Raw genomic sequence first — 24678 nt, forward strand, 5'->3', positions numbered from 1 at the left:
AGATCACCCATCGGGAGCATCTCGACATGGGCATGACCGCGACGCTCCAGCGCGCGGATCGAGCCGTCATGTGCGCTCTCGCCGGGAAAGGCGCGGCTCTGCCAGCCCTTACCGGGATAGAGGAAGAGAGGGCCCCGGGCCAAAAGCCCAAGGGCGATGCGCTGCTGCGTCGAGACCGGCATCGCGCCGGCCGCACGCGGAAGGCCAGAGCCGATCTCGACCAGGCTCATTGACGCGAAGCCTTGCCGTTGCGGCGGGCGAGCTTCTTGGCGCTCTCGATATGTTCGTCGATCTCGGCATCGGTGAAATCGAGCAGCAGGTCATCGCGGGTGACGCTGCCGGAGCCGGCGGTCTGTTTGACGATGAAATCCGCCATGCGCTGGGGAATGGTGGCGGAGCGGTGAGCGGCGGCGCCGCGCTGGACAGCAAGTGACACGAAGAGGCCTCCATCGGATTGCGATGGGGCATAAAATACGCATACGCATTTTCATGTCAACGCATATTATGCGCAGACGTATTTCACCACAGGCGCACCGGCGACCTGCGAAAGGGGTGAATGCTGGTGGGTTTCCTGCGCTCAGCCTCGGTCAGGCTTCCCGCTCTTGATCTGCCGGGTAACGCTCCGGCGGTTGTGATCGGTAATCTTATGCACCTGGCTCGCCGGAATGACCGCGATAACCGAACTGAAGGACACGATGTGGACGTCCGGCATCAAAGGCGCATTGTAGCTCTCGAGGTGATAGAGGCCCGGCCGGGAGCCTCGCAGGACGCGCTTAAGATAGCGGTTGCCTTCGGCGGTCTGCACGCCGGCGGGATAACCGACAACGCCATCGGGATTTTCGCCGAACCGTGAGCAGATGATGACGTCGCCATCGTCATAGCGCGGGAACATGCTGTCACCACCAACCTGCAGCGCCAGCGCATCTTCCGGAATCGGGAAAGGGACGCGAACCTCGAAAAGCGGCTCGGCGTGATTGATCTGCTCGCTCGACGTCTCGATCGAGCCACCCGCACCAATCCGCCCGATTACGCCGATCACCCGGCCAAATGACGGGCCTTCGGGCTGCGCCGGGGCGCCCACGACGCGAGAGTGCAGCTCGTTGATGCGGTCGCGCGTCTCGCCGCGCGGGTCGGCCCCATTCATCCACCGAGAGACGGTCGCCTGTGTCACCTGGAGCTCTTCGGCAAGCTCCTCCTGGTTCCACTCCTTGACGTCCATAATGGCTTGGATTCTGGCGCGGATGTTCATGCCGCCGATATACGGTCTCGCATAACCTGCCACAAATCGCGAACGTATACCCTCTTGCGTCATTTCATACTCATGCGTATACGTTTGAGGATGAATCCGATCCAACACATTCGCAAATTCGTCTTGCAGGTCTCGCAGGCCGAGCTGGCTGCGATGACCGGCACGACGCAGGCAACCGTTTCGCGCTGGGAGAATGGCGAGCTTTCGCCTGACCTCGCCCAGCTTGCGAGCATCCGCCGCGCTGCCCTCGAGGGCCATCGCGAGTGGGACGACTCGTGGTTCTTCGAAGCCCCTATCCCTCCGGCGCCGAGTTCGGCGCCTTCAGTCGCCGTTTCCTAGCACCCGCCCGTTCCGCCGGGCGCGTTGTAAAGCCCGGCCCGGCACTACCGAGGCCCATGATGCGCAAAGATGCGGATTCCTACCGACTTAAGGCCGCGGCTGCCGATCTGATCGTCCGTGTCGGCGGCCAGAAGCGCGCCGGCGAGATCGTCGGCGTGTCGCAGCAGATGATGAGCAATGTGGCGCAGCGCGACAGCGGCGCCATGTTGACCATTGCCGGCAAGCTGGCCCTTGAACGTGAATKCGGCACGCCGCTGCTGACGCAGGTCGAGGCCGATCTGCTCGGCTACCGGCTGGAGCCGATCGGCCCCCGCCCCGTCAGCGCGGTCGGCACGCCGTTCTCGGCGCATGCCGCCGTCATGCTGGAAGTGGCGGACCTTGCCCGCACCTTCGCCAACAGCGTGGCCGACGGCGTCTATTCCCGCGCCGACGCGCTGATCTGCGACAAGGCGCTCGACGATCTGAAACAGCAGATCGAGGCGTTCCAGCGCGTCAATGCGGCCACGTTGGCGGGAGAGGCTGAGTGAAGCCGTCGCCCTGCTGCCCGAATTTCCACATGTGCCGCCGGGACGGAACGCGCATTGCCTGCAGCGATTGCGGCGCGCCCTGCCCCATCTGTCGCGGCCAAGGCTCCCGCATCACGCAGGACGGCACCCGCCCGGCTTGCGGCCGCTGTGGCGGCTCCGGTTTCACAGCTCGCGCGCCGGCTCCTCCCCCGGCCCCGCTGCAGGCGCCGCCCCTCGTGTTTGGCCTGTCGCGAGGGGCGGATGCCGGAGCCTTGCCGTGCAGCTGAGCCGCGAGGCCTGCCCTGCGCCGGCGCCCGCCGTCTCTGCAGATGGCGGGCTGCCCTGCAGTGGCGAGTGGGATGCCATCGCCAACATGCTCGACGATGTCGCGGCCGGATTGAAGCGCCGCATGGCGCGGCGCGGCCCGTTCTCGGTCGCGCTTGCCGCCTTCATCGGCTCGGAACTGAAATGTTCCGCCGCCGAGATCCGCGCCAACCTTGCCCTGGAGGAGTTGACCGCATGTCAGAACCGACTGGCGTGATGATCCCGCGCGACCGCATCCGGCGCGATGGCGGCACGCAGCCGCGCGCCGCGATCGTCGAGCATGTCGTCGCCGACTATGCCGAGGCGGTGCGCTCCGGCGTCAGGCTGCCCGATGCGGTCGTGTTCTATGACGGCACCGCCTACTGGCTCGCCGACGGGTTCCACCGCGACGCGGCGCATGAACTGGCGGGCTTGGCCGAGATGCCCTGCGATGTGCGGGCCGGGACGCGGCGCGACGCCGTGCTCTATGCGGTCGGCGCCAATGAAACCCACGGTCTGCGCCGCACCAATGAGGACAAGCGCCGGGCCGTCTGGATCCTGCTCTCGGACGAAGAGTGGTCGCATTGGAGCGACCGCGAGATCGCCGGCCGCTGCCGCGTCTCGCATACGTTCGTCGCCAAGCTGCGGCCGGAGGTCAATGGCAACGTTGCCATCGAGCGGACCTTCGTCAGTCGCCATGGCACAATCGCGACAAGAACGGTGCCGGCGGCCGACCCGGCGGCTGATGCGCACCGCGCCGCAGCGCTGGCGACGATCACCGCCAACCCTGCCCTGCTCTATGAGGCGCTAAAAGGGCGTCAGGACGTCGCCGCCCGCGTCACCCGCGAGATGCGCGATGTAAAGCAGGCAGCGAAGAAGGAACGGCGCGCCGAACGCGAAGCGGAGCTGGCCGACAAGATCGAGGCTGGCAATGCGGCGCTGGCCGAGGCTGCGGCCGGCGGCAAGCGCTATGGCCTCGCGCTCGCCGACCCGGAATGGCGCTTCGCGGTCTGGTCCGACGAGACCGGCATGGACCGGGCGGCGGATAATCACTACCCGACCTCGCCGACGGAGGCGATCTGCGCCCGGCCCGTCGGCGAGATCATGGCCGACGACGCCGTGCTCTTGCTCTGGGCGACCGTGCCGATGCTGCCCGACGCGCTGCGCGTCATGGCGGCCTGGGGCTTCACCTACAAGAGCCATGTCGTTTGGCTGAAGGACGAGGTCGGCACCGGCTATTGGTTCCGCAACCAGCATGAGCTGCTGCTCGTCGGCACGCGCGGCGACATCCCGGCGCCCGCCATGGGCACGCAATTCCGCTCGGCACTGGCCTATCCGCTCGGCCCGCACAGCGAAAAGCCGCCCTTCGTCCATGAGATCGCCGAGGCCTATTTCCCGAACCTCCCCAAGATCGAACTGAACGCCCGCGCCGCCCGGCCGGGCTGGGATGTCTGGGGCGCGGAGGCGCCGGAGGCGGTGGCGAGCGAGGCCCCGGCAACGGAACTGCCCGCCCTGCCGCGTCGCAAGCGGAAGGCGGCGTGATGCGCGTTCTCGTCGCCTGCGAATATAGCGGGATTGTCCGGCGCGCCTTCGCGGCCCGCGGGCATGACGCGTGGTCTTGCGACCTGCTGCCCTCAGAAGACCGCAGCAACTGCCATATCGTTGGCGATGCACGCGCCATTCTCGATGATGGCTGGGATCTCCTGATCGTCGCGCATCCGCCCTGTACCCGCCTCTGCAATAGCGGCGTGCGCTGGCTGAGCGGGCCGCCTCCCGGCCGGACCGTTGCAGATATGCAGGCTGATCTTGAGGCCGGTGCCGACCTGTTCTCGGACTTCTGGAATGCGCCGATCGAGCGCGTCTGCGTTGAGAATCCGGTGATGCATCGGCACGCCAAGGCGCTGATCCGAAACTACGCCGAGCCGGCCCAGAGCGTGCAGCCTTGGCAGTTCGGCCATGGCGAAGTGAAACGCACCTGCCTCTGGCTGCGCAATCTTCCGCCGCTGTTGCCGACGGATGTGGTCGAGGGTCGGCAGGCGAGAGTTCACCGGATGCCGCCCGGCCCTGACCGTTGGAAAGAACGATCGCGTTTCTTCCCCGGCATCGCCGCTGCCATGGCCGATCAGTGGGGCGGGTTGGGTGAGAACGCTGCGGCGCTGGAGGCGGCGGAATGAGCGATCCATCTCGTCCCGTTCTGCGCTGGCATGGCGGCAAGTGGCTGCTGGCGCCTTGGATCATCGCGCATCTGCCGCCGCACCGGATCTATGTCGAGCCATTCGGCGGCGCGGACTCGGTGCTGCTGCGCAAGCCGCGCGCCTATGCCGAGGTCTATAACGATCTCGATTCCGAGCTTGTGAACCTGTTCCGCGTGCTGCGCGGGCCGCGCGCTGCCGAATTGGTGGAGCAGCTCCGGCTGACGCCGTTCGCCCGAACCGAATTCGTCGACGCCTATGAGCCGTCCGACGATCCGGTCGAATGCGCGCGGCGGATGATCGTGCGCTCGCTCATGGGGTTCGGGAACACTGGCGCGCTCGGCCGCTCGACCGGCTTTCGTGCCGACAGCAACAAGAGCGGCACCACGCCGGCGCACGATTGGGCGAACTATCCCGACCTGCTGCCGCCGATCATCGAGCGCCTCGCCGGCGTAGTAATCGAACAGCGGGACGCCGTTGCCGTGATGCGCGCTCATGATCGAAGGGAGGCGCTTCACTATGTCGATCCGCCCTATGTCCATGAGACGCGATCGGGTGGGAATCCGTACTGCGCCAAGCACAAGTATCGCCACGAACTGAGCAACGCCGACCATGAGGCATTGCTCGAGGCGCTGCGCGATCTCGCAGGCATGGTCGTGCTCTCCGGCTATCCTGCGCCGCTCTATGACGACGCCCTGCCGGGCTGGCGGCGGGTCGAGCGAGAGGCGCTGGCTGATGGGGCTCGCGAGCGGACCGAAGTGCTCTGGATCAACCCTGCAGCGGCTGCCGCGCTCGACCGCCAGGCAGCAGGCGCTGGTGCGCCACTCTTTGCGAGATTGGAGGCGGCGGAATGAGGCTGCAGCGCATCGAAGATCTGCGCGAGCCGCCCGTTGTCGGGCGCTTCTACCTCGTGCCCTGCGTCCTGTACTGGTACGACTTCCGCCTGCGCTGGTGGCCTGTCGTCGGCCCCAGGCATGACGATATCGAGCATCTCGACTTCGCGGCGGCCCACTACCACCTGGACCGTCGCTTCCTTCCGGAGCGGATGCTGCGCGGGGGCTCCAGCGTGCCGAGCACGACCGGCGTCCGGCTGGGTTTCCGCATCCAACGCAGCGCCGACACGATGATCGCTGCGCGGCCCCTGTCGGAGTTCCCTGCCAAGCCGAACCCCTATGCGCCGGGCGCCGACTATGGCGGGCCCATGCCGGCGCCCGTGCACCGCAGGCGGCGCTGCATCGTGGCCGATGTCGGCTTCCCCGGCCTGCCCGACGCAGGCGTGCATGGGAATTTCGACCGGTTCCACGAGGCGTATGTCGGTCGCCGTTGCGGCCGCAATGCCGAGGGACACCTTGTCTGCCCGCATAAGGGGGCCGTGCTTTCCAGCCTGGCGCCCGACTGCAACGGCGTCGTGACCTGCCCGCTGCATGGCCTGACGATCAACGTGCAGACCGGCGTCGTGGTGCCGCGTCCGCGTGTTGGTGGGAGGCATGTGCGATGAGCGTCGCCCTTCTCGGCCACGCCCTCAAGGCCAAGCTGCATTCGCGCACCCGCAAGCTCGTGCTGATCAAGCTCGTTGACCACGCCCGCGAGGATGGGACGCGGATCTATCCCGGCCTGCAAAGCATCGCAGACGATGCCGAGTGTTCGATCTCGACCGCGCGCCGCACCCTGAAGGAATTCTGCCAGGTCGGCCTGCTGCGCCGCGTGCGCGACGGTGGCTCCGGGCCGGGCTCCACGGCGCATTACGAAATGGACGTGGAGCTGCTGGTGCGCCTGCGCCGGGACGACGTGTGGCTCGCCCTGGAAGCCGCCGCGGCGCACGATCCGCTGCCCGGCGCTGACGACGAGGACGAAGCGGGGCATGCGCGGCACGCAGCGCGCGGGGCTGATGCTGCGGAGCCATGCGAAAATAAGGGTGTCACGGTRGAAGGCTTTCACCGTGCAACCCTTCCAAATGGCGGCCTAAGGGTACCATCTGATGAGACCCAAACCCTTAGTAGAACCCTTACCTCTGAGAGAGAGGGTGCGCAGGGGCGCGAAGCTTCGCCAACGAACGACGGCAGTGCCGCTGACAGCGAGGGGAAGGCCGAGGCTCCGACCTTCGAGCAGTTCCTCGAGGCCTATCCCTTCGCCAAGGGCGACAACCGGGTGCAGCTGCGCTCTGCCTGGGAGGCCGTGCCATTCGAGCAGCGGCGGCTGGCCATCGATGGCATCTCTGCCTTCGCTGCCGAGCGAAAGGCAGGCGGGCTGAAATCACGGCTGAGCGCCCCGGCCTATCTCGCCGGGCGGTGCTGGGTTGGCCTGGAGACGAAGGCCTCCGAGCGGAAGGCGACGCAGGCTGCCGGCGCGACGGCCGCGGTGCCGGCATGGTCCCGCGAGTGGTGGCTGCTGCTGCATCTCCGGATCGCGGAGGGCCAGCGCAACCGGGTCAGCTTCGCCGTGCAGCAGGCCGAGGCGCAGAAGTCGCTGACCGCGACGGCGGCGGATCTCGCAGCGGCTGCGAAGCGGGTCGGCGAGTTGCGGGCATTCCTCTGTGATGGGCCGGAGATCGACGCTTGGCGGCCATGGCTGGCACAGCGCGGCGCCCGCATCCCGATGTTCACCGGTCAATTCCGCGTGTTCCTGCCGGCGCCGACGCCTCCGGGCGTGGTGGCCGAACCTGAAGTGAAGTTTTGAGGCTGCCATGAGCAACTATCGGAAGAAGCGCGAGCGCCCCTTTGTCGAGCTCAAGTCGGTCGTCGAGACTCGGAACCCTGCGCCTGTCGATCTCGACCTGACCCTTCGTTGGCATCTGATTTATACGTCGCCGCGAGGCGAAGCTCGTGCGGCAAAGGGGCTCGCCGAGGCAGGCTGCAAGGTGTTCTGGCCGAGCCGCCACAAGGTCATCCGCTTCGGGCGGCGTGAGATCACCCATGATGTCGCGACCTTCCCGCGCTATCTCTTCGCCGCCGGCGTCCCGTTCCGCGAACAGCGCTTCGACCAGGTGCAGGCAGATCGCACTGTCGTCACCGTCAATGGGCGGCCGATCGACGACATCCGCGATATCGACGGCGTGCAGGATGTGGTCGGCACCTCTGCAGGATGGCTGCGAGTGCCCGGTGCTGCGATCAGGGCGGTTGCCGACTATCAGAACTCGGTCGAGCCTCCGCCCCCGCCTCCTGCACGGGTAGCACCTGGCCAGCGCGTCACGGTGATCGAAGGGCCATTCATCTCGTTCCAGGCTGTGGTCGTCGAGGCCATCGGTCTCGCCGAGGCAGAGGTGCTGATCGAGATATTCGGGCGGGCAACGCGCATGCGTATCGATATCGGCCACCTCGATGCGGCCTAGTTGTAAACAGCGCTCGCTTACTACTTGCATTGCGGGCGCTTGACTCGTCAGGCGCGAATCGTGCCAGTTGGGCGCACGGTTATTCCGGTAGTGTGATCGTCGCCGAACAGCGAAGTTGAATCTCACGGAACCCGCGTCAGCCTCACCAGCTACCAAGTGCGAAGCTATGTCAGCCCGCTGCCTTTCGAGGTCGGCGGGCTTCGTGTTTCGGGCCTTTGGTTATGGGACGATTGCAGTCACTTCCGTCACGCGTCAGCACTCTGCCATCGCGCGTCTCTCCGCCGGCTAAGACGGCTGACCCGTTCTACCTCTCGCCCGCGTGGCGCGAGTTCGTGCGGGTGATCAAGCGCCAGCGTGGATACATCTGCGAGGTTCCGGAATGCCGGACGGATTGCAGCGCCACGCCTCGCGGCCTGATCGGAGACCACATTGTCGAGCGCAAAGATGGTGGCGCGGACTTCGATCCGCTCAACGTCATGCTGATGTGCACGGCCTGCCACAACGGCAAGACGGCGCGCGAGCGGACGAGGCGGCAGCAGTCGGTCGTTTAGCCCACAAGGCGCTGACAACCCCACAAGATCGTTTTCAGGTGCCGAGGGGGGGCGGTCAAAAGTTCCCAAAGCCCCAATCCCCCGCACCGGCGTCCTCCTCATTCGGAGTTTTTTTTCTTGAACGACGCCAATTCCAGCGGCGGAAAGAAAGAAACGAAGCCGGGCCGGGCTGCCTTTGTGCCGAATGACGATCAGCGTGCGACCGTTCAGCGGATGGCTTCGGAGCGCCTCGGCCATCCGGTGATCGCCGAGGAAATCGGCATCAGCGTGCCGACCCTTCGCAAGGCGTTCKCCGCCGAATTGAAGGAACGCCTCGGCGGCGACAACCTCTTCGTCGCTGCCGGCGAGCTGAGCCCGGCCCCTGTCCCGGCTCCGCCTCGGCCAAAGCGCTCCGGCGCTGGCGGCCGCAGGCGTTACCAGGCGAGCGARCGCGACCGCGAGAAGGTCGCCGTGCTGATCGCCTCAGGCATGACGGTCGACCAGATCGCGAGCGCGATGGCTCTGAGCGAACCGACGCTTCGCAAGCACTACGCGGCTGAGCTGGAAACCGGTGCGCTGCGCAAGCGCGGCGAGATGTTGATGGCGCTGAACCGTGCCGCGATGAAGGGCAACGTCGCTGCGCTGAGGGAATCGCTCGCGATCATGGATCGCGCCAACCTCGAGGCGCTGCAGGGCAAGTTCCGAAAGGGCAAGTCCGACCCGTCGAACGACGCTCCGGCGCCGACGGTTGCCGCCGAGTCGCAAGGCAAGAAGGTACAGGCCGAGATCGCCGCCCATAGCGTCGTCACGAAAGGCCCGTGGGGTGATCTGCTGCGCACGCCGAAAGGCCGGGCCRGCTGATGACGATGTCCTTTGCGGTGCCGGACTGGGAGGAGCGTCTCCTCGCAGGCCGATCCCTGGTGCCCGAACTGCCGCTCGATCTGGCGGAAGCCGGCCGAGCCGTCTCGATCTTCGACCGCCTGCGGTTGCCGGACGTACCCGGGCAGCCGACTCTGGGCGACGCGGCCGGCGACTGGTTCCGCGATATCGTGCGCGCCCTCTTCGGCTCGCTCGATTCCGAAACCGGCATCAGGATGGTGCCTGGCGTCTTCGTACTGGTGCCGAAGAAGAACTCTAAGACCACGAACGGTGCCGCTCTCATGCTGACGGCGCTGTTGATGAACGAGCGCCCGCAGGCGCCGTTCGCGTTGTTCGGGCCGACGCAGGAGGTTGCCGATCTGGCCTTCGCGGCTATCTCCGGCATGATCGACGCCGACAAGGATCTCGCGGACCTGCTGCATGTCCGTGATCATGTGAAGACGGTCGTCAACCGGGTGACAAAGGCCACCCTCAAGGTGATGACCTTTGACCCGAAGGTTGCGACGGGCGGCAAGTATGCGGGCTGGCTGCTCGACGAGCTGCACCTGCTCGGCAAGGTTTCTTATGCCCAGCGCGTCATCGGCCAGATCCGCGGCGCCCGTGTCGCGGTACCGGAATCCTTCGGCGTCATCATCACGACGCAGTCGGACGAGCGGCCGGCGGGAGCCTTCAAGACAGAGCTCGACTATGCGCGCGGCGTTCGCGACGGGCGCATCGTCGACGGCTCGATCCTGCCGGTGCTCTATGAGTTCCCGGAGGCGATGCAGACCGCGCCAGGCAAGCCTTGGCGGGAGGTCGAGAACTGGGCGCAAGTGCTGCCCAACCTCGGACGTTCGGTCTCGTTGCCGGTGCTCGAGCAGGACTTTGCGACGGCCCGCGAGAAGGGCGAGGAGGAAGAACGGCGCTGGGCGTCGCAGCATCTCAATATCCAGATTGGCCTGGCGCTTCATAGCAACCGCTGGGAGGGCGCTGACCACTGGCTGAAGGCCGGCAATCGGTCGCTGACACTCGATGAGATCCTGACCCGCTGCGAAGTCGTCACGATCGGCATCGACGGCGGTGGCCTCGACGATCTGCTCGGCCTGGCGGTGCTCGGTCGCGAGCGCGAAACCAAGCGCTGGCTCCATTGGGGCAGAGCCTGGGCCGATCGCGGCGTCTTGCAGCTGCGCAAGGAAATCGCGCCTCGCCTGCAGGATTTCGAGGCCGAGGGCGACGTCGTCTTCGTCAATATCGAGGAAACGGCCGACGGGGCGAATGCCGACGTGGCCGAGGTCGCCGAGATCGTCGAGCGCATCTTTAAGGCCGGCCTCCTCCCGGAGAAGGCCGGCATCGGTGTCGACGCGGTCGGCATCGCCGCAATCCTCGACGAGCTCGCCGCGCGTGAGATCCCGGGCGAGTGCATCGCTGCCGTGCCGCAGGGCTATCGCCTGTCTGGTGTCATCAAGGGCGCGGCCCGCAAATTGAAGGATGGAACCTTGAAACACGGGTCGCGAGCGATGATGGCCTGGGCGGTCGGGAATGCCCGCTCCGAGCTGCGCGGCTCGGCGGTTCTGGTGACCAAGCAAGCGTCGGGCACGGCGAAGATTGATCCGCTGATCGCGCTCTTCAATGCCTTTGACCTGATGAGCCGCAACCCGGAGGCCGCCAATGACGGCGGCCTTGACGACTATGTCGCCAGCCTGCGAGCCGCATCGTGATCCAGCTCTTCCGCAAGATGGCAGCGGCCCTGTCGCGGCCCCTCTCGATCAGCGACCCAGATGGTTGGCGTGACCGCGACGATGACCTGGGTGGCCTTGTCGGGGAGAGCACGGTGCTGGCGCTTTCCGCCGCCTGGGCTTGCCTCAATCTGCTTGTGGGGACGCAGGCCTCGTTGCCGATCGTCGTCTACCGCACGGAGAAAAACGGTTCTCGCAGTGTTGCAAAGGATCATCCGCTCTACCGCATCCTGCATGACAGCCCGAACGCCGATCAGACGGCGCTCGACTTCCTGGAGATGGAATGCCTCGCGATCGAGTTGCGGGGCAACGCCTATGCCGAGAAGGACTTCGTCGGAACGCGCCTGGTCGGCCTTACGCCAATCCATCCCGACGCTATGTCCGTGCGCCGGCGATCGGATGGCGAGATCGAGTATCGTTGGACGCAGAACGGTCAGAGCCGGGTCGAAACATCCGAGCGCGTCCTGCATATCCGCGGCTTCGGAGGCTCACCCCTCGGAGGCCTCTCGACCTTGACCCATGCCCGGCACGCGCTCGGGCTCGCGAGCGCGATCAATCGTGCCGCAATGCGCACCTTCGTGAACGGCCTGCGTCCTTCGGGCGTGCTGACCTTCGACAAGTTCCTGAACAAGGATCAGCGCGACACGATCGAGACGAAGCTGGTCGAAAAGTTCATGGGTGCCATGAACGCCGGCCGGCCTCTGGTACTGGAAGGCGGCACGAAGTGGGAGCAGATCACTTTCAACCCTGAAGACGCGCAGATGCTTCAATCGCGCGCCTTCTCGGTCGAAGAGATCTGCCGCTTCTTCGGCGTTCCGCCCCACATGGTCGGGCACACTGCCGGCAATACCAAGCTCGGCAGCAGCATCGCCGACATGACGCAGGGCTTCGAGAAATTCTCGCTCCGCCGTCGCGTCAAGCGGATCGAGCAGGCGCTGATGAAGCAGTTGCTCACGGCACAGGATCGCGCGGCCGGCATTACGATCGAGTTCAACCTCGAGGGCCTGCTGCGCGGCGATAGTGCGGCACGCTCCGCCTTCTACACCGCCCTGCTTAGTGCGGGCGTCATGACGATCAACGAGGTCCGTGCGCTGGAAAATCTGCCGCCCGTTCCAGGTGGCGATATCCCGCGCATGCAGATGCAGAACGTGCCGATCACGCAGGCGAATGGCATCGGCCACAACGGCGGCCCGCCGCTGGAGGATGACAATGCTGAAGACACATGATTTCGCGCTGAAGGCCGATACCGTCGGCGAGGCCGGCGAATTCGAAGGCTATGCCTCGACCTTCGGCAATGTCGACCAGGGCGGCGATGTCGTCGAGCCCGGCGCCTTCATCGAGAGCATCGTCCAGGCGAAGAAGGATGGCCGAACCATCCCGCTTCAGCGGCCCGGTGTAACCAGGCTGAAGAAGATCGATTTGCGCGAGGTCTCCCTCGTCACCATGCCCATGAACATTCAGGCGCGGGTGACGAGCGTGAAGTCTCTGCTCGAGGCCGGCAAACTGCCGACCGTCCGTGAGTTCGAGGATTTCCTGCGGGATGCAGGCGGATTCTCAAAAAGCCTGGCCGCGGCGATCGCGGCCAAGGCGACGCCGCATCTTCGGGGGGAGCCCGAGGCGAAGGCGATCGAGCCGGCCGCATTCCTGCGCGCTCTGCTCAAGACTGGCTGACCCCTTCAACTTCCACATCGGAGCATCATTATGAAATCCCGAATCCTGCCGCTTCTCGCGGTCGGGCTGCTGGCGCTTGCCGCCTTCCTGGCCCCTGTCGACGCTCACGCATCCGTCGGCTCGCTCGCCGCCGGCGCAACTGCACTTTCGCCCCTGTTCACGGTTGCGGCTGCTGGCGGCATCGCCCGCATTGCGGCCTGCGCCTTTGGGCCCCGCATTGCCTTCGAAAAGCCCGATGGCGGCGGCCTCGAAGGAAAGTCCGTCGATGAGCTCGCGGCCGAAGTCAAGAAGATGGTCGATAAGGCCCTCGACAAGGTCAAGGAAGTCGCGGAGAGCGCGGTCTCGGAGGCCAAGGAAAGCGGCAAGCTCGCCAGCAGGACCAAGGAAACCGCAGACGAGGCGCTGCTCAAGTTCAATGGCCTGAACGAGCAGCTCGCGGAGCTGCAGCAGAAGCTTGCCAAGCGCGACAAGGGCGGCGGCGACGACGAGGTGAAATCGATCGGCGAGCAGCTCGTCGACTCCGACGGCTTCAAGGCCTTTCAAGAGGCCGGCTTCTCGAAATCCGCACGCGCCGGTGACGTCCGGATCAAGGCGACACTGACGTCGGCGACCACGGACACCGCTGGCGCCGTCGGTGCCGCGATCGAACGCACCCGCCTGCCCGGCATCATGCCGCTGCCGCAGCGCCGCATGACAGTCCGCGATCTGATCTCGCCCGGCCGGATGGATGGCTCGACGCTGGAGTACATCAAGGAAACCGGCTTCACGAACAATGCCGGCATGGTTGCGGAAGGCGCGGCAAAGCCGTCTTCCGATATCAAGCTGGCGCCGGTGAGCACCTCGGCCAAGGTCATCGCGCACTGGATGAAGGCCTCCAAGCAGGTCCTGTCTGACATCCCGCAGCTGCGCTCGATCATCGATCAGCGTCTGCTCTACGGGCTGGAGTTCAAGGAAGAGCAGCAGCTCCTCAACGGTGACGGTACCGGCCAGAACCTGCTCGGGATCATCCCTCAGGCCACGGCGTTCGCGGCGCCGATCACGCTGACGTCGCCGACTTCGATCGACCTGATCCGCCTTGCCATGCTGCAGGCCATCCTGGCCGAGTATCCGGCGACCGGCCACATCATGAACCCGATCGATTGGGCTTGGATCGAGACGATGAAGGATGGCGAAGGCCGCTATCTGATCGGCAACCCGCAAGGCACGCTCTCGCCGACGCTCTGGAACCTGCCCGTTGTCCAGACGCAGGCGATCTCGGTCGACAAGTTCCTGACCGGTGCCTTCCGTCTCGGCGCTCAGCTCTTTGACCGCTGGGATAGTCGCGTCGAGGCCGGTTACGAGAACGACGACTTCACCAAGAACCTCGTCACGATCCTCGGCGAGGAGCGCCTGGCGCTCGCGGTCTATCGTCCCGAAGCCTTCATCTACGGCGATTTCGGCCGCGTGACCTGATCGGCCCCACTCAGGCTGCATCATCAGGGCCGGCAATTCCGCCGGCCCTCCTCCCGTCCAGGCGGAGAACCACCATGGCCCTGAAAGTTTACGAGGTGCTCCGCGAGCACCATGGCGAAAAGCCCTATGGCGTCGGTGACGACCGCGAGCTCGACGAGGTCGAGGCCAAGCACCTGGTCGATCTGAAGGTGCTGGTGCTGACTGGTAGGAAGCCAGCTGGCCCGCCGAAAGACCCGATCGCAGCCGCAAAGGATCGCGCCGCCGAAGAGCTCTCTGACATCGCGAAGAAGCTTGCCGCAGCGCGCGAGGCCGCTGCAACCGATATCGGCGTCATCACGCAAAAGACGGCTGAGGTCAGGACTGCGGCCGAGGCCGAGATTCAGGCTCTTGCGGTCAAGGTCAGGGAAACGCGTTCGCAGGCCGACATCGAACTTGCCGAGATTGCGGCCGAGATCGCCGCGGCGAAGGCTGAGCGGGATGCTGCCAACAAGGCAGAAACTGCGCCGGCCAACAAGGCCGAGGGCGCAGCCGACGCGAACAAGGCCGGCGGCAAGGCCAAGGCCTGACCGATGCGCATCCTGCCGCCAGTTCTGCTGACGCCGCCGGTTCTGCCTCCCATCTCGCTTGCCGAGGCGAAGGCGCATTGCCGTGTCGATCATGACATCGACGATAGCCGCATCGAGATCGCTATCGCCGCCGCGACGGCGCATCTCGACGGCTATGCCGGCATTCTCGGCCGGGCGCTGGTCACGCAGACCTGGCGGCAGGACTTTCCCTTCTGGCCCGCATCGCGGTCGCTCCGCCTGCCGCTGGCCCCGGTCACGGAGATCGACGAGCTCGCCTATCGCGATGCGTCGGGCGCGAAGCAGATCGTTCCGCCGGCGGCCTATCGCCTGCTCGCCGAAGGCAGCGACCCTTACGTGCTGCTGCCGGCATCCCTCGCGCTGCCCACGCTGGATTGCGCGCCGGATGCAGTCTCGGTCACGTTCAAGGTTGGCTATGGCGCCGACGGCCAGGATGTTCCCGGCCCGCTGCGCGCGGCGATGCTGCTGCTGATCGGCGACATGTATCGCTTTCCCGAAACGGCGGCGCTTGCCACGGCCAATGCCGTGCCAATGACACCGACCGTCGATCGGCTGATCTCGCCCTATCGCCGGGTTTTCATCTGATGCAGTCGGCTGGCCAGCGCACTCACCGCGTCCGCTTCGAGCGGCGCGCCACGGGGCCGAAATCGACCTCCGGCAATGTCGAACAGGGCTGGTCGATGCATGTCGAGTGCTGGGCCGGGTTTCGCCCGAAATTCGGCGGCGAGAAGGTCGCGGCTGGCCAACCGGAAAGCACCTCGGTTGGAACGCTCACCGCCCTGCGCTGGCCCGTGACCGCCGCTGTGACGGCTGCCGATCGCATCGTCTTCGTCGCCGGCGCCTTTGCAGGCAGGGTCTGCCAGATCCTCTCGATCGCGCCGACCCCGGATAATCGGGAAATCGAGTTTCTCCTCGAGGAGGGTTCGCCGACATGAGCCGCGAGAATGCAATGCTCGCCCGCCGCGAGGCGAAGCGACTGCTCATTACAAACGTCAAGATTGCTCTCGCCGCCGCGGCGCATTCTGGAGACCAGTTCGATCGGGATGCGATACGCTTCTCGGTCATCACCATGGGGCACGCATTCATGTCGGCCGGCTGGAAGCCCCGGGTGCGTGTCCCCGCCGGTCGTCGCGCCTGGGCTCTCTAATGCCCCGCGTCACCTTCACCGCCGATTTCGACTGGTATCCGCCCGCATACGCCGGGCGCTACCTGCGGGCCTACAAGGCCGGCTTTACCCTCCTCGTCACCACGCCTTGCGCCGCTGCGGCTGTTGCCGCCGRCCGGGCCGTTCGCCTGAAAGACGACAGCCATGGCGAAGTTCAGCAAGCGGGAAAGCCTGCTGCGGAAAATGGCCGCAATGCCGGCAGCGGTGCGCTCCGCGATCAAACAGGCCCTCGCGCAAGGCGCCGACGAAATGACCGATGAGATGCGGCGGCTTGCCCCGAAAAAGACCGGCAAGCTGCGGGATTCGATCGCGCAGACATGGGGCGGCGGCAAGGTCGCTCATGCCTCGCTGTCGAGCGGCGCGGAGGGCGGCGATCCGGATCTCACGGTCATCATCTCGGCCGGCAACAGCGCCGTGCGCTATGCCCATCTCGTCGAGTTCGGCACGGCGCCGCATCTCAACGGCGGCCAGTTCGAAGGCAGCCAGCACCCGGGCACGGCACCGGAAGCGTTCTTCTTCCCGGCCTATCGGGCGACGAGGCGACGCATGAAGTCGCGGATCAGCCGCGCCACGACAAAGGCGGTGCGCGAGGTTGTCGGCAAATGATCGAGGCAACCCTGCCCCTGCAGATGGCGATCGTCGCCCTGCTCGATGCCGATCAGCCGCTGCGCGACCTGGTGCCCGGCGGCATCCTCGATCGCATCCCCCAGGGGACGCAGCCGCCCTATCTGTTTCCTTCGGGCTGGTCCCAGACCGAGGCCGGGACGGAATGCCTCGATGCCGCCGACGTCGATTTCGAGATCCAGTGCGTCAGCATCGCGCCGGCGCGCGACGAGATCGCGGCGATGGCCGGCGCGGTGGCCCGTGTCCTGCGCCGAGCCCGGCCAGCGATAGCCGGGCTCGGCGACGTCGAGATCTCCTATAGCGGCACGCTCTATTTCCAGGAGCCCGACGGCGTCACGCGCCGGGCCGTGGTCCGCTTCCGCGCCCTGGTCGACGAAGACTAGGCCGGCCCTTTCCGCAACCGATGCCCCCGCCGCCTTCTGGCGGCATTTTCATGAGGAATTGCCATGGCACAGGCTCAGACCTTCCGCCGCTCCGGCCTTCGCGTTCTGCTCGGCGATGGCACTACGCCGACCGAGGACTTCGCAGCGCCGTGCGGCCTGCTGGAGCGCTCGTTCTCGCTGAGCAAGGCGCTCGGCGAAACCAACGTTCCCGACTGCACCGATGAAGACGCGGCGCCCTGGACCGAGCGCGACGTCACCTCGAAGAGCGCCTCGATCGAGGGCAGCGGCGTGCTCGATGCCTCGGCCCTGCCGATCTGGCAGGCATTTTTCGATTCCGACGACTCGAAGAATGTGCGGGTCGAGCTCTGGCGCAACAACGCCAAGGTTGGGCACTGGCAGGGCAAGTTCCACATTGGGACCTTCTCGCCATCTGCTCCTGAAGAGGGGCGTGTCACCGTCCAGATCTCGCTGCAGAGCGACGGCGCCGTGCCGTGGACGATCGCGCCCTGATGGCTGGCGAGAACCGCAACGGGGCCGTCGATCTCGACTTCGGCGACGGCACCCATCGCTTCCGCCTCGCCATGGGCGAGCTCGAGGAGCTGCAGGAGAAGACGGGGGTCGGTCCCTTCGTGCTGCTCGGCCGGCTGATCGCCGGCGAGTGGCACGTGCAGGACGTGACGCAGACCCTGCGGCTCGGCCTGATCGGCGGCGCCATGAAGCCCCCTGACGCGCTCAACCTGGTGCGCCGCTATGTCGAGCAGCGGCCCGATTGGCTGGCGAACGCGGCGCTCGCCAAGCTCGTCGTCATGGCGGCGCTCGCCGGCGCGCCGGAAGAGCAGCCGGGAAAAGGCAGCGGCCGAAGGCCCAGAACGAGGCGCCCGAACTCCCCGACGGACGCCTTGCCTTCGGCACCTATTACGGAACCGCCGGCGCCATCGGCATCGGCGCCGCCGATCTCCGCGGGATGACGCTCTGGCAGTTCGGCGATCTGGTCGACGGCTGGGTCAGGGCGAATAGCGACCCGTCCAAGGAAGGCCTGAACCAGGCCGAGGAAAACAGTCTCTGGGCTCTGGCAAGCGTGGATCATGGCAACTGAAATCGAACGGCTGACGGTCGCCCTCGAGGCGAGCGTCAAGAAATTCGAGCGCGAGATGGGGCGCTCGCGCTCTGTCGTCGCCAAGGCGCTGGGCGATGCCGAGCGCGAGATCTCGGCGCGCGGCAAGTCGATCGAGAACGCCTTTGGCGCGATCGGCAGCCGGGCCAAGCAGGCCTTGGGCGCGCTCGGTGCGGGACTCAGCCTGAACGAGTTTCGCAAGACGGCGGACGAATACACCCGGATCGTCAACTCGCTGAAGGTGGCGGGCGTCTCCAGCGGCGCTTTGCCCGGCGTGCTCGATCAACTCTTCGCCTCGGCCCAGCGCAACGCCGTCCCGCTCGAGGCGCTGGCGCAGCTCTATGGCCGTGTCAGCCAGGCGCAGACAACGCTGAAGGCGACATCCGGCGATCTGCTGGGGCTGACCGATATCGTTGCGCAGTCCCTGCGGGTCTCCGGCACCTCGGCGACGGAAGCTTCCGGCGCGCTGCTGCAGCTCGGCCAGTCGCTCTCCGGCGGCAAGGTCCAGGCCGAGGAGTACAATTCGCTCCTCGACGGCATGTATCCGCTGCTTCAGGCGGCAGCGGCCGGCATGAAGGAAGCCGGCGGCGATGTTTCGAAGCTGACCGGACTGGTCAAGGACGGCAAGGTTTCCTCGGAAGCCTTCTTCCGGGCCATTCAGGCGGGCGCACCCCTCCTCGAGGAGAAACTCGCCGGCGCCACGTTGACGACCGAACAGGCGATGCAGCGCCTGAAAAACGAGTTCACGCTCGCGGTCGGCAAGTTCAACGATGCGATCGGGGTCACGCCCGCCCTCGCGCAGGGGCTGGATCATGTCGCCGGCAGCGTCGCCGGGATAGGTGAAGCCGCGACGGCAGCGACGCTCAAGATCGGCGCCCTGCTAAAGTCGATTTCCGACCTGGCCGCGCAATCCGGCACGGCCATCTCCAATGCGCTCACATCGGCGCAGGCCGACACCGTCCGGACGCAACGCACGATCCTCGAGGCGAAGCTGCGCGGGGCCATCGGCCCGGAGCGCGCCGGCATCGAGGAGCAGCTGCGCAGGCTCGATCAGGGCGCGCAGAACCCCTCGGCCAAGGCCGCTCGCGATGCGGCGGAGCGCGAACGCTTCATCCAGGCCGGTCGCGATGCCGGTGATTTCGGCAACATCCCCGTCGGCATCGGTTCGCCTGGTGCCCCGCAGCCGCCGTCACGTCCTGCCGGCATGGGCGGCCCGAACATCAAGCCGATCTCACTCGCGGACTTCAAGGTTCCCGGCGAGAAGGATGCCAAGGGCGGCGGCTCGTCCAGGAAAAGCCTCGACGCCTATGAGCGCGAGCTCGCCGCCATCCAGAAGCGCACGGCAGCCCTGAACCTAGAAGCAGAAAGCGTCGGCAAATCGACCTTCGAGCGCTCCAAGGCCAAGGCGGCGCTCGATCTGGAGACGGCGGCGAAGAAAGCCAACATCCCGGTCACGGCCGAGCTCAAGAAGGCGATCGACGAAGCCTCGACCGGCTATGCCAATGCAAAGGTCAAGGTCGAGGAGGTCACCAAGGCGCTGGAGGGTTCGCGCGAGGCGCAACGCTATCTCGGCGACGCAGCGACCGATGCGCTCGAGGATCTGATCATCAACGGCGAGAAGGCCKAGGATGTCGTCAAGAACCTCGCCAAGTCTCTGGCCAAGGCTGCCCTGCAGGCGGCGTTGATGGGTTCGGGCCCGCTCGCCGGCGTGTTCGGCACCAAGGGCGCTGACGGCGCCGCTGGCGGCCTGTTCGGCATGTTGATGTCAGGATTCAAGGGCTTTGACGCCGGCGGCTATACCGGCCCCGGTGGCAAATACGAGCCGGCCGGTGTCGTCCATAAGGGCGAGTATGTCTTCGACCAGCAGACCGTGAAACGGCTGGGGCTTCGCAACCTCGAGGCTCTTCGTCGCGGTTACGCCAATGGCGGCGCGGTCGGGATGGCGGCGCCGCATATTCCCACCATTCCAAGCGGCATTCGCGCCGGCGGCGGCGGCATGAAAGTCGTCGTCAACAACACGGCGGCCGGCCAGGTCCGGGCGGTGCCGCAGCAGGATACGAACGGCGATCTGACGGTGATGATCAGCGCCATCGAGAAGAACATCGCCGGCAACGTCGTGCGCGGCCATGGAGCCTTGGCGCCGGCGCTCAGTGCCCGTCAAACCAATCGCCAGCTGAAGGGCTGAGCCATGGCAGTCGCTGTTTGGCCATCGCAGGTTCCGGTGCGCCCGGTCGTCAACGGCATGGAGCTCGGGCAGGGCTTTGTTGCGCCGCTCTCGAGCGAAACCGAAGGCGGCCCGCCGATCATGCGGCCCCGCCCCGGACCGCGTGCGACAGAGATGCCCTGGCGCAGCGAGGCCCTCAGCCCGGCGCAATGGGAGGCTTTCGAGCAGTTCGTCCGGGTGAACCTGCGGCAGGGCACCTTGCCCTTCACCATGCCCGTCTGGCGGCCGGGCGGATTCGTCGCCCGGATCTGCCAGATCAAGGGTGGCGTGTATTCAACCGACCTGTCGGTGGCCTGGCGCGTCCGGGTTTCGCTGACCCTCATCGTCTACAATCTGTGAGCGAGCCATGGTGCTGTCCGTAGCGATGACCGAGGCCTATGCCGTCGCGGATGTTCGGGGCGATCTGCTCCATACGCTTGAACTGGATCACCCGACCTTTCCGCAGCCGTTGCGCTTCGTGTGTGGCGATCGGGTGCCTGGGGTCTTCGAGACGATGACGCTGCCCGTGGCGGGCAATCCGGCAGCGGTGTTCACGGTGGTTGCCTTCAACTGGACCGGGCCCGGCCAGGGCGATGGCGGCACGACGAAGGCGAAAATCCGCGTCGATAACGTCTCGCGCCAGCTACAGGAGCCGCTGCGGGCCGCGATCGTCTCGGGCGCGAAGCTGACCGTGACCTATCGCTGCTACTCGACCAACGACCCGAACAATCCCGAGGTCTATGACGGGCTCAAGATGAGCGACGTCAACCTGAACGCGGTCTCGGCAAACGGTGACCTCTATTACGAGGACATCGAGCTGCAGGCCTTCCCGCGGCAGACCTACAGCCTGCCGCTCTATCCCGCGCTCTACGGGCAGTAGCGCCCCCGCGGACCACCAAACCGTCCCTCGGCCGCCTTCGGGCGGCTTTTCCATGCCCGGGCGCAACTGACCTCATGACAATGACCGACACCGCCACGCTGCAGTTTCTCGCAGCAACAATCGGCCGCGATTACGAGTCGACCGGCCTGCATTGCTGGGAGCTTGTGCGCCAGTGCCAGGCCGTCGTCTTCGGACGGCATCTGCCGCCCGTCCTGGTCGCGCCCGAGCGGATGCGCGAGCTCGTCGACATGATGGAGCTGCGCCATAGCTATCCCGGTTATCGCGAGATCGACGCGCCCGAGCATGGCGCGATCGTCTTCATGACCCGCAAGGGCAATGGCCCTTCACGCGCCGCCTGCCATGCCGGCGTCTGGCTCGATCTCGACGGCGGCGGCGTGCTGCACACCGATGCACCGCACGGCGTCGTCTTCGAGGCCCTAATCGAACTGCAGGCCCGCAACTGGGCCGATCTGAGCTTTTACCTGCCGAAATGACCCAGATCCTTTTCCAGCGTTGCGACGGGAAGCCTGCCGGCGCCCCGGTCGCCCTGCCGCGCGGTCGCCGCCGGCTTTCGACCGTCATGCGCCGTCATGGTGATCGCTCACGCCCGCATATCGTCTCCGTGCATCGCAAGAAGCACCTGCTCGCCGTCACCGACATGTCGGTCCGGCTGCGCAAGCATTGGTGCCATACCTGGCTCGGCCCGCACGACACGATCATCGTCACCTATCTGCCGCAGGGCGGCGGCCAGGCGGGCACCGGCGGCGGCAGCCGGGCCGGCAAGGGCGCGAGCATCGGCCTGCTCGTCGGGGCGATTGCGCTCGCGGCTGTCGGCCAGTTCTGGGCCATCGGTGCGCTGGCGCCGCTGGTCGGTGGCACAGGCGTTGCCGGCGCGATCTGGGCTGCCGGCTCTGCTGCGCTGCTTGCGGGCGGCGGTTACTTGCTCTCGCGCGCCACGCAGGCCAAGGCGAACAAATCCGAGGACAATCGGCCGGTCTACGGCGTCTCCGGCGGAGGCAACCAGCCGCGTTCCGGTGATCGCATCCCAGTCATCTATGGCCGCACCTGGACCACGCCCGATCTCTCGCAGCCGGATTACACCGTCAACGACGGTGACGACCAGGTGCTCTACAAGCGGCTGACGCTTGGCTGCGGCAAGTGCAGCGTCAAGACGATCCGCGTCAGCAATGTCGTGATGTGGACCAGCGATAGCGGCGTGACGCCGCCCTTCGTTGGTGCGCAAATCGAATACATTCCACCCGGCGGCGCCTCCTCTCTGGTGCCCGGCCAGGTCGCGTCCGTCCAGGCGATCACTGGCAACGAGCTGAAGCGTCCGACCGAGTTTCCTGCCCATACCGGCCCCTTCGATTTCGGCTCGGGCGCCCCGCTGCAGAGCCGCATCCAGCTCGATTTCTCGCTGCCGAGCGGCTGCATGGCGGTTCCTGATGGCGGCAAGTTCAAGGGCGAGCAGTACGACGCGAACTGGGGTGTCCACTTCGAATATGCGCCCTGCGACGAGGATGGCGAGCCGATCGGCGGCTGGCAGACGCTGCATGTGGAGACCGGGCGTATCCTGACCACGCGGGCGATGCGCTTTACCCGCTTCGCCGAGATTCCGGCCGGCCGCTACACCTTCCGGGCCCAGAACATCGGTGACCCGCCATCGGTCCCGCATCCCTCAGGCTTCAGCGCGATCATTACGAACCCGATCGTCTGGGAGGGCTTGCGCGCCCATATCCCGCAGGCGGCAGTTCGCCCGGGCATCTCCGAGCTCGCGCTCAAGATCCGCTCGGGCAAGGATCTCGGCGTCACCAGCTATGGTGAAGTCGAGGTCGAAGTGCAGCGCATTCTGCCGGTCTGGTTTGGGCCAGACGCCGGCTGGATCGAACAAGAGACCAGCAAATCGGTTTGGGCCGCGGCCGACATCCTGCGCGATCAGCTGCATGGCGCCGCGATGCAGGATGGTGCGGTCGATCTGGAGCGCTTGCGCCATTACGCGACGACCCTCACCCAATACGACGAGTTCAATGGCGTCATTCGCGGGCCGGTCTCGGTCTATGAGGCGCTCACCACGGTGCTCGGCCCGATGCGGGCCTCGCCGCTGCGGCTCGCCAGGTCCTGGACGATCGTCCGTGATGAGCCGCGCGCCGTGCGCAAGCACGTCATCACGCGGCGCCAGATCCTGAAGGATTCGAGCGGGCAGAGTTTCAATCTCGACCTGTCCGACGGCTCGGCCGACATCATCGTCGAATGGTTCACCGGCGGCGACCCGCGCAAGCGCCGGGAGCACCGCGTCACCTTCGGGCCGCAGACCATGACGCCACGCCGGATGCAGGCGCTGGGGGCGACGAGCGCCGCGCATGCGATCCATATCGCGACCTGGGCGGCGGCGACCGCGCATTTCCGGCGCGAGCGGCGCAGCTTCTCGATGGAGCTCGCCGGGCGCCTGTTGCTGCCGAACGACAAGGCGCTGATCGACACCTGGTATTTCGATGGCATCGAGACGGTCGGCGTCGTCGATTTCGATATCGACGATCTGACCCTGATGGTCGACCGCGACGATCTCGATGTCGCGACCGGCTATTACGCCTATCTGCGCGCCCGCGACGGCAAGGACTGGGGGCCCGTCGGGTTTACGCAGGAAGGTAACCGCCTGGTGCTCAATGCCGCCGACGTCGCGCAGGCGCAGTCGATGACAGGCCTCAGCCTCGAGCAGGCGCTGAACACGGCGACGCAGGCTTTCACCAGCGTCGTCATCGGCACGCTCGGCGATATTCAGGATGCCTGGCTGATCCGCTCGATCCAGCCGAGCGGCGAGAACCTCAATGTCGAGGCAGTGTTCGATGCGCCGCAGGTCTGGAGCGCGCTGGCCGAGCCGATCGTCGTTCCGCCGCCACCGCCTTCGACCGGGCTGGAGAACGAAGCGACCATCGCCGTGCCCTATGTCGCCGCCCTGCCGGTGCAGCGCAATGCCGCCATGTTCATGGACTGGACAACCGGCCGGGCGCGCTCAGCCGCGACCTATGTCGTCGAGATCAGCTATGACAATTGGGTGACCTCGGAAGAGGCCTATCGCGGTCCCTCCTCGAACGGCTCGCACCCACTGCGCCAGACGACGGGCGTGATCTATGTCCGCGCCTTCGCACTCGCGGCATCGGGCCTGCGCAGCCAATACGTCTTCACGCAGTTCTCTGTCGTGCCGGCGATCATCGATCTCGGCAATGCCGGCGCCGGCACGCTGCCTTACAAGGCGTTTCTCGCCGGCATGGAGCCGGTCGCGATCGTCGACCATCTGCCGGATCTGTTTGGCTATCAGGGCCCCAAGGTCGTCACTCTGTTCGAGCCCGGCCAGAAGCCGAAGATGTACCAGCTGCGCGAGGGCGGCACGGACTGGGAGCTGCTGGCGGCAGAGGACTATGTCGCAAACTCGATCACCGCGGCGGCGCTGCAGGTCGGCGCGGTCAAGGCAACGGCGATCGACGTCGCCTATCTCTCGGCGATCAGCGCTCAGATGGGCTCGATTCTCGGCGGCTCGCTCAACATCAACAACCGCTTCTTCAT

Annotated in this window: 32 protein-coding genes; 29 read left to right on the forward strand and 3 right to left on the reverse strand. The window is 66.3% G+C overall.

Annotated elements, in window-relative coordinates; all coding sequences use genetic code 11:
- The 3 genes from AC1DRP_RS28285 to AC1DRP_RS28295 form a co-directional block, all read right to left on the reverse strand.
- The coding region (locus AC1DRP_RS28285; RefSeq protein WP_476770183.1) for a hypothetical protein at positions 1-230 on the reverse strand (230 nt) is incomplete at its 3' end.
- Entirely contained in the window at positions 227-436 is a 210-nt protein-coding gene (locus AC1DRP_RS28290) for a hypothetical protein (RefSeq protein WP_476770184.1), read from the reverse strand. The genes AC1DRP_RS28290 and AC1DRP_RS28285, both read right to left, overlap by 4 nt.
- A 141-nt stretch (positions 437-577) precedes the next feature.
- The gene (locus tag AC1DRP_RS28295; protein ID WP_476770185.1) at positions 578-1312 is read right to left on the reverse strand and encodes an XRE family transcriptional regulator; all 735 of its coding nucleotides are present in this window, start codon (positions 1310-1312) and stop codon (positions 578-580) included.
- 90 nt (positions 1313-1402) lie between these two features.
- Between AC1DRP_RS28295 and AC1DRP_RS28300 the strand changes: the two genes are divergently transcribed.
- The 29 genes from AC1DRP_RS28300 to AC1DRP_RS28440 form a co-directional block, all read left to right on the forward strand.
- Positions 1403-1588, forward strand: a complete 186-nt coding sequence (locus tag AC1DRP_RS28300; protein WP_476770213.1) for a hypothetical protein — start codon at positions 1403-1405, stop codon at positions 1586-1588.
- 59 nt (positions 1589-1647) lie between these two features.
- On the forward strand, positions 1648-2115 hold the full coding sequence (locus AC1DRP_RS28305) for a hypothetical protein (protein WP_476770186.1): 468 nt from the start codon (positions 1648-1650) through the stop codon (positions 2113-2115).
- Between the two features lie 256 nt (positions 2116-2371).
- Positions 2372-2635, forward strand: coding sequence for a hypothetical protein (locus AC1DRP_RS28310; RefSeq protein WP_476770187.1), 264 nt, complete (start codon positions 2372-2374; stop codon positions 2633-2635).
- Positions 2614-3939: an MT-A70 family methyltransferase gene (locus tag AC1DRP_RS28315; RefSeq protein WP_476770188.1), complete on the forward strand. Its 1326-nt coding sequence runs from the start codon at positions 2614-2616 to the stop codon at positions 3937-3939. The genes AC1DRP_RS28310 and AC1DRP_RS28315 overlap by 22 nt, the downstream gene beginning before the upstream one ends.
- Positions 3939-4571, forward strand: a complete 633-nt coding sequence (locus AC1DRP_RS28320) for a hypothetical protein (RefSeq protein WP_476770189.1) — start codon at positions 3939-3941, stop codon at positions 4569-4571. The genes AC1DRP_RS28315 and AC1DRP_RS28320 overlap by 1 nt, the downstream gene beginning before the upstream one ends.
- The gene (locus tag AC1DRP_RS28325; RefSeq protein ID WP_476770190.1) at positions 4568-5443 is read left to right on the forward strand and encodes a DNA adenine methylase; all 876 of its coding nucleotides are present in this window, start codon (positions 4568-4570) and stop codon (positions 5441-5443) included. Before AC1DRP_RS28320 ends, AC1DRP_RS28325 begins: the two co-directional genes overlap by 4 nt.
- Entirely contained in the window at positions 5440-6087 is a 648-nt protein-coding gene (locus AC1DRP_RS28330) for a Rieske 2Fe-2S domain-containing protein (protein WP_476770191.1), read from the forward strand. Before AC1DRP_RS28325 ends, AC1DRP_RS28330 begins: the two co-directional genes overlap by 4 nt.
- A 59-nt stretch (positions 6088-6146) precedes the next feature.
- Positions 6147-7265 (forward strand): hypothetical protein, encoded by a 1119-nt coding sequence (locus AC1DRP_RS28335; RefSeq protein ID WP_476770192.1) that lies wholly within the window; start codon positions 6147-6149, stop codon positions 7263-7265.
- A 7-nt stretch (positions 7266-7272) separates the two neighbouring features.
- Positions 7273-7917: a transcription termination/antitermination protein NusG gene (gene nusG / locus AC1DRP_RS28340; protein WP_476770193.1), complete on the forward strand. Its 645-nt coding sequence runs from the start codon at positions 7273-7275 to the stop codon at positions 7915-7917.
- 332 nt (positions 7918-8249) lie between these two features.
- Positions 8250-8468 carry an HNH endonuclease signature motif containing protein gene (locus tag AC1DRP_RS28345; RefSeq protein ID WP_476770194.1) on the forward strand — a complete coding sequence of 73 codons (219 nt, stop codon included), beginning with the start codon at positions 8250-8252 and terminating at the stop codon, positions 8466-8468.
- Positions 8469-8585: 117 nt separating this feature from the next.
- Complete coding sequence (locus AC1DRP_RS28350; protein ID WP_476770195.1) at positions 8586-9308, forward strand: hypothetical protein; 723 nt, start codon at positions 8586-8588, stop codon at positions 9306-9308.
- Positions 9308-11023, forward strand: a complete 1716-nt coding sequence (locus AC1DRP_RS28355; protein ID WP_476770196.1) for a terminase large subunit domain-containing protein — start codon at positions 9308-9310, stop codon at positions 11021-11023. The genes AC1DRP_RS28350 and AC1DRP_RS28355 overlap by 1 nt, the downstream gene beginning before the upstream one ends.
- Positions 11020-12267, forward strand: coding sequence for a phage portal protein (locus AC1DRP_RS28360; RefSeq protein ID WP_476770197.1), 1248 nt, complete (start codon positions 11020-11022; stop codon positions 12265-12267). The genes AC1DRP_RS28355 and AC1DRP_RS28360 overlap by 4 nt, the downstream gene beginning before the upstream one ends.
- Complete coding sequence (locus AC1DRP_RS28365) at positions 12251-12712, forward strand: HK97 family phage prohead protease (protein WP_476770198.1); 462 nt, start codon at positions 12251-12253, stop codon at positions 12710-12712. Before AC1DRP_RS28360 ends, AC1DRP_RS28365 begins: the two co-directional genes overlap by 17 nt.
- Before the next feature lie 291 nt (positions 12713-13003).
- Positions 13004-14164, forward strand: a complete 1161-nt coding sequence (locus AC1DRP_RS28370; protein ID WP_476770214.1) for a phage major capsid protein — start codon at positions 13004-13006, stop codon at positions 14162-14164.
- 74 nt (positions 14165-14238) lie between these two features.
- A complete protein-coding gene (locus AC1DRP_RS28375; RefSeq protein ID WP_476770199.1) occupies positions 14239-14730 on the forward strand; it encodes a hypothetical protein in 492 nt (163 codons plus the stop codon).
- Positions 14731-14733: 3 nt separating this feature from the next.
- Positions 14734-15333 (forward strand): head-tail connector protein, encoded by a 600-nt coding sequence (locus tag AC1DRP_RS28380; protein ID WP_476770200.1) that lies wholly within the window; start codon positions 14734-14736, stop codon positions 15331-15333.
- Positions 15333-15683, forward strand: coding sequence for a head-tail adaptor protein (locus AC1DRP_RS28385; protein ID WP_476770201.1), 351 nt, complete (start codon positions 15333-15335; stop codon positions 15681-15683). The genes AC1DRP_RS28380 and AC1DRP_RS28385 overlap by 1 nt, the downstream gene beginning before the upstream one ends.
- Positions 15680-15895: a hypothetical protein gene (locus tag AC1DRP_RS28390; protein ID WP_476770202.1), complete on the forward strand. Its 216-nt coding sequence runs from the start codon at positions 15680-15682 to the stop codon at positions 15893-15895. The genes AC1DRP_RS28385 and AC1DRP_RS28390 overlap by 4 nt, the downstream gene beginning before the upstream one ends.
- A 162-nt stretch (positions 15896-16057) precedes the next feature.
- The gene (locus AC1DRP_RS28395) at positions 16058-16519 is read left to right on the forward strand and encodes an HK97-gp10 family putative phage morphogenesis protein (protein ID WP_476770203.1); all 462 of its coding nucleotides are present in this window, start codon (positions 16058-16060) and stop codon (positions 16517-16519) included.
- Positions 16516-16920, forward strand: coding sequence for a DUF3168 domain-containing protein (locus AC1DRP_RS28400; protein WP_476770204.1), 405 nt, complete (start codon positions 16516-16518; stop codon positions 16918-16920). Before AC1DRP_RS28395 ends, AC1DRP_RS28400 begins: the two co-directional genes overlap by 4 nt.
- Before the next feature lie 63 nt (positions 16921-16983).
- The gene (locus tag AC1DRP_RS28405; RefSeq protein ID WP_476770205.1) at positions 16984-17430 is read left to right on the forward strand and encodes a phage tail tube protein; all 447 of its coding nucleotides are present in this window, start codon (positions 16984-16986) and stop codon (positions 17428-17430) included.
- On the forward strand, positions 17412-17888 hold the full coding sequence (locus AC1DRP_RS28410) for a gene transfer agent family protein (protein ID WP_476770206.1): 477 nt from the start codon (positions 17412-17414) through the stop codon (positions 17886-17888). Before AC1DRP_RS28405 ends, AC1DRP_RS28410 begins: the two co-directional genes overlap by 19 nt.
- A complete protein-coding gene (locus AC1DRP_RS28415; protein ID WP_476770207.1) occupies positions 17885-18016 on the forward strand; it encodes a hypothetical protein in 132 nt (43 codons plus the stop codon). The genes AC1DRP_RS28410 and AC1DRP_RS28415 overlap by 4 nt, the downstream gene beginning before the upstream one ends.
- Positions 18006-20219 carry a tape measure protein gene (locus AC1DRP_RS28420; RefSeq protein ID WP_476770208.1) on the forward strand — a complete coding sequence of 738 codons (2214 nt, stop codon included), beginning with the start codon at positions 18006-18008 and terminating at the stop codon, positions 20217-20219. The genes AC1DRP_RS28415 and AC1DRP_RS28420 overlap by 11 nt, the downstream gene beginning before the upstream one ends.
- A 3-nt stretch (positions 20220-20222) precedes the next feature.
- Positions 20223-20597, forward strand: coding sequence for a hypothetical protein (locus AC1DRP_RS28425; protein ID WP_476770209.1), 375 nt, complete (start codon positions 20223-20225; stop codon positions 20595-20597).
- Positions 20598-20604: 7 nt separating this feature from the next.
- Positions 20605-21117 carry a DUF1833 family protein gene (locus AC1DRP_RS28430; protein ID WP_476770210.1) on the forward strand — a complete coding sequence of 171 codons (513 nt, stop codon included), beginning with the start codon at positions 20605-20607 and terminating at the stop codon, positions 21115-21117.
- 80 nt (positions 21118-21197) lie between these two features.
- Positions 21198-21611, forward strand: coding sequence for a hypothetical protein (locus AC1DRP_RS28435; protein ID WP_476770211.1), 414 nt, complete (start codon positions 21198-21200; stop codon positions 21609-21611).
- A partial coding sequence (locus tag AC1DRP_RS28440; RefSeq protein WP_476770212.1) for a host specificity factor TipJ family phage tail protein occupies positions 21608-24678 on the forward strand: 3071 nt, incomplete at its 3' end. The genes AC1DRP_RS28435 and AC1DRP_RS28440, both read left to right, overlap by 4 nt.

The organism is Allobosea sp. 01N443 (assembly GCF_056399325.1).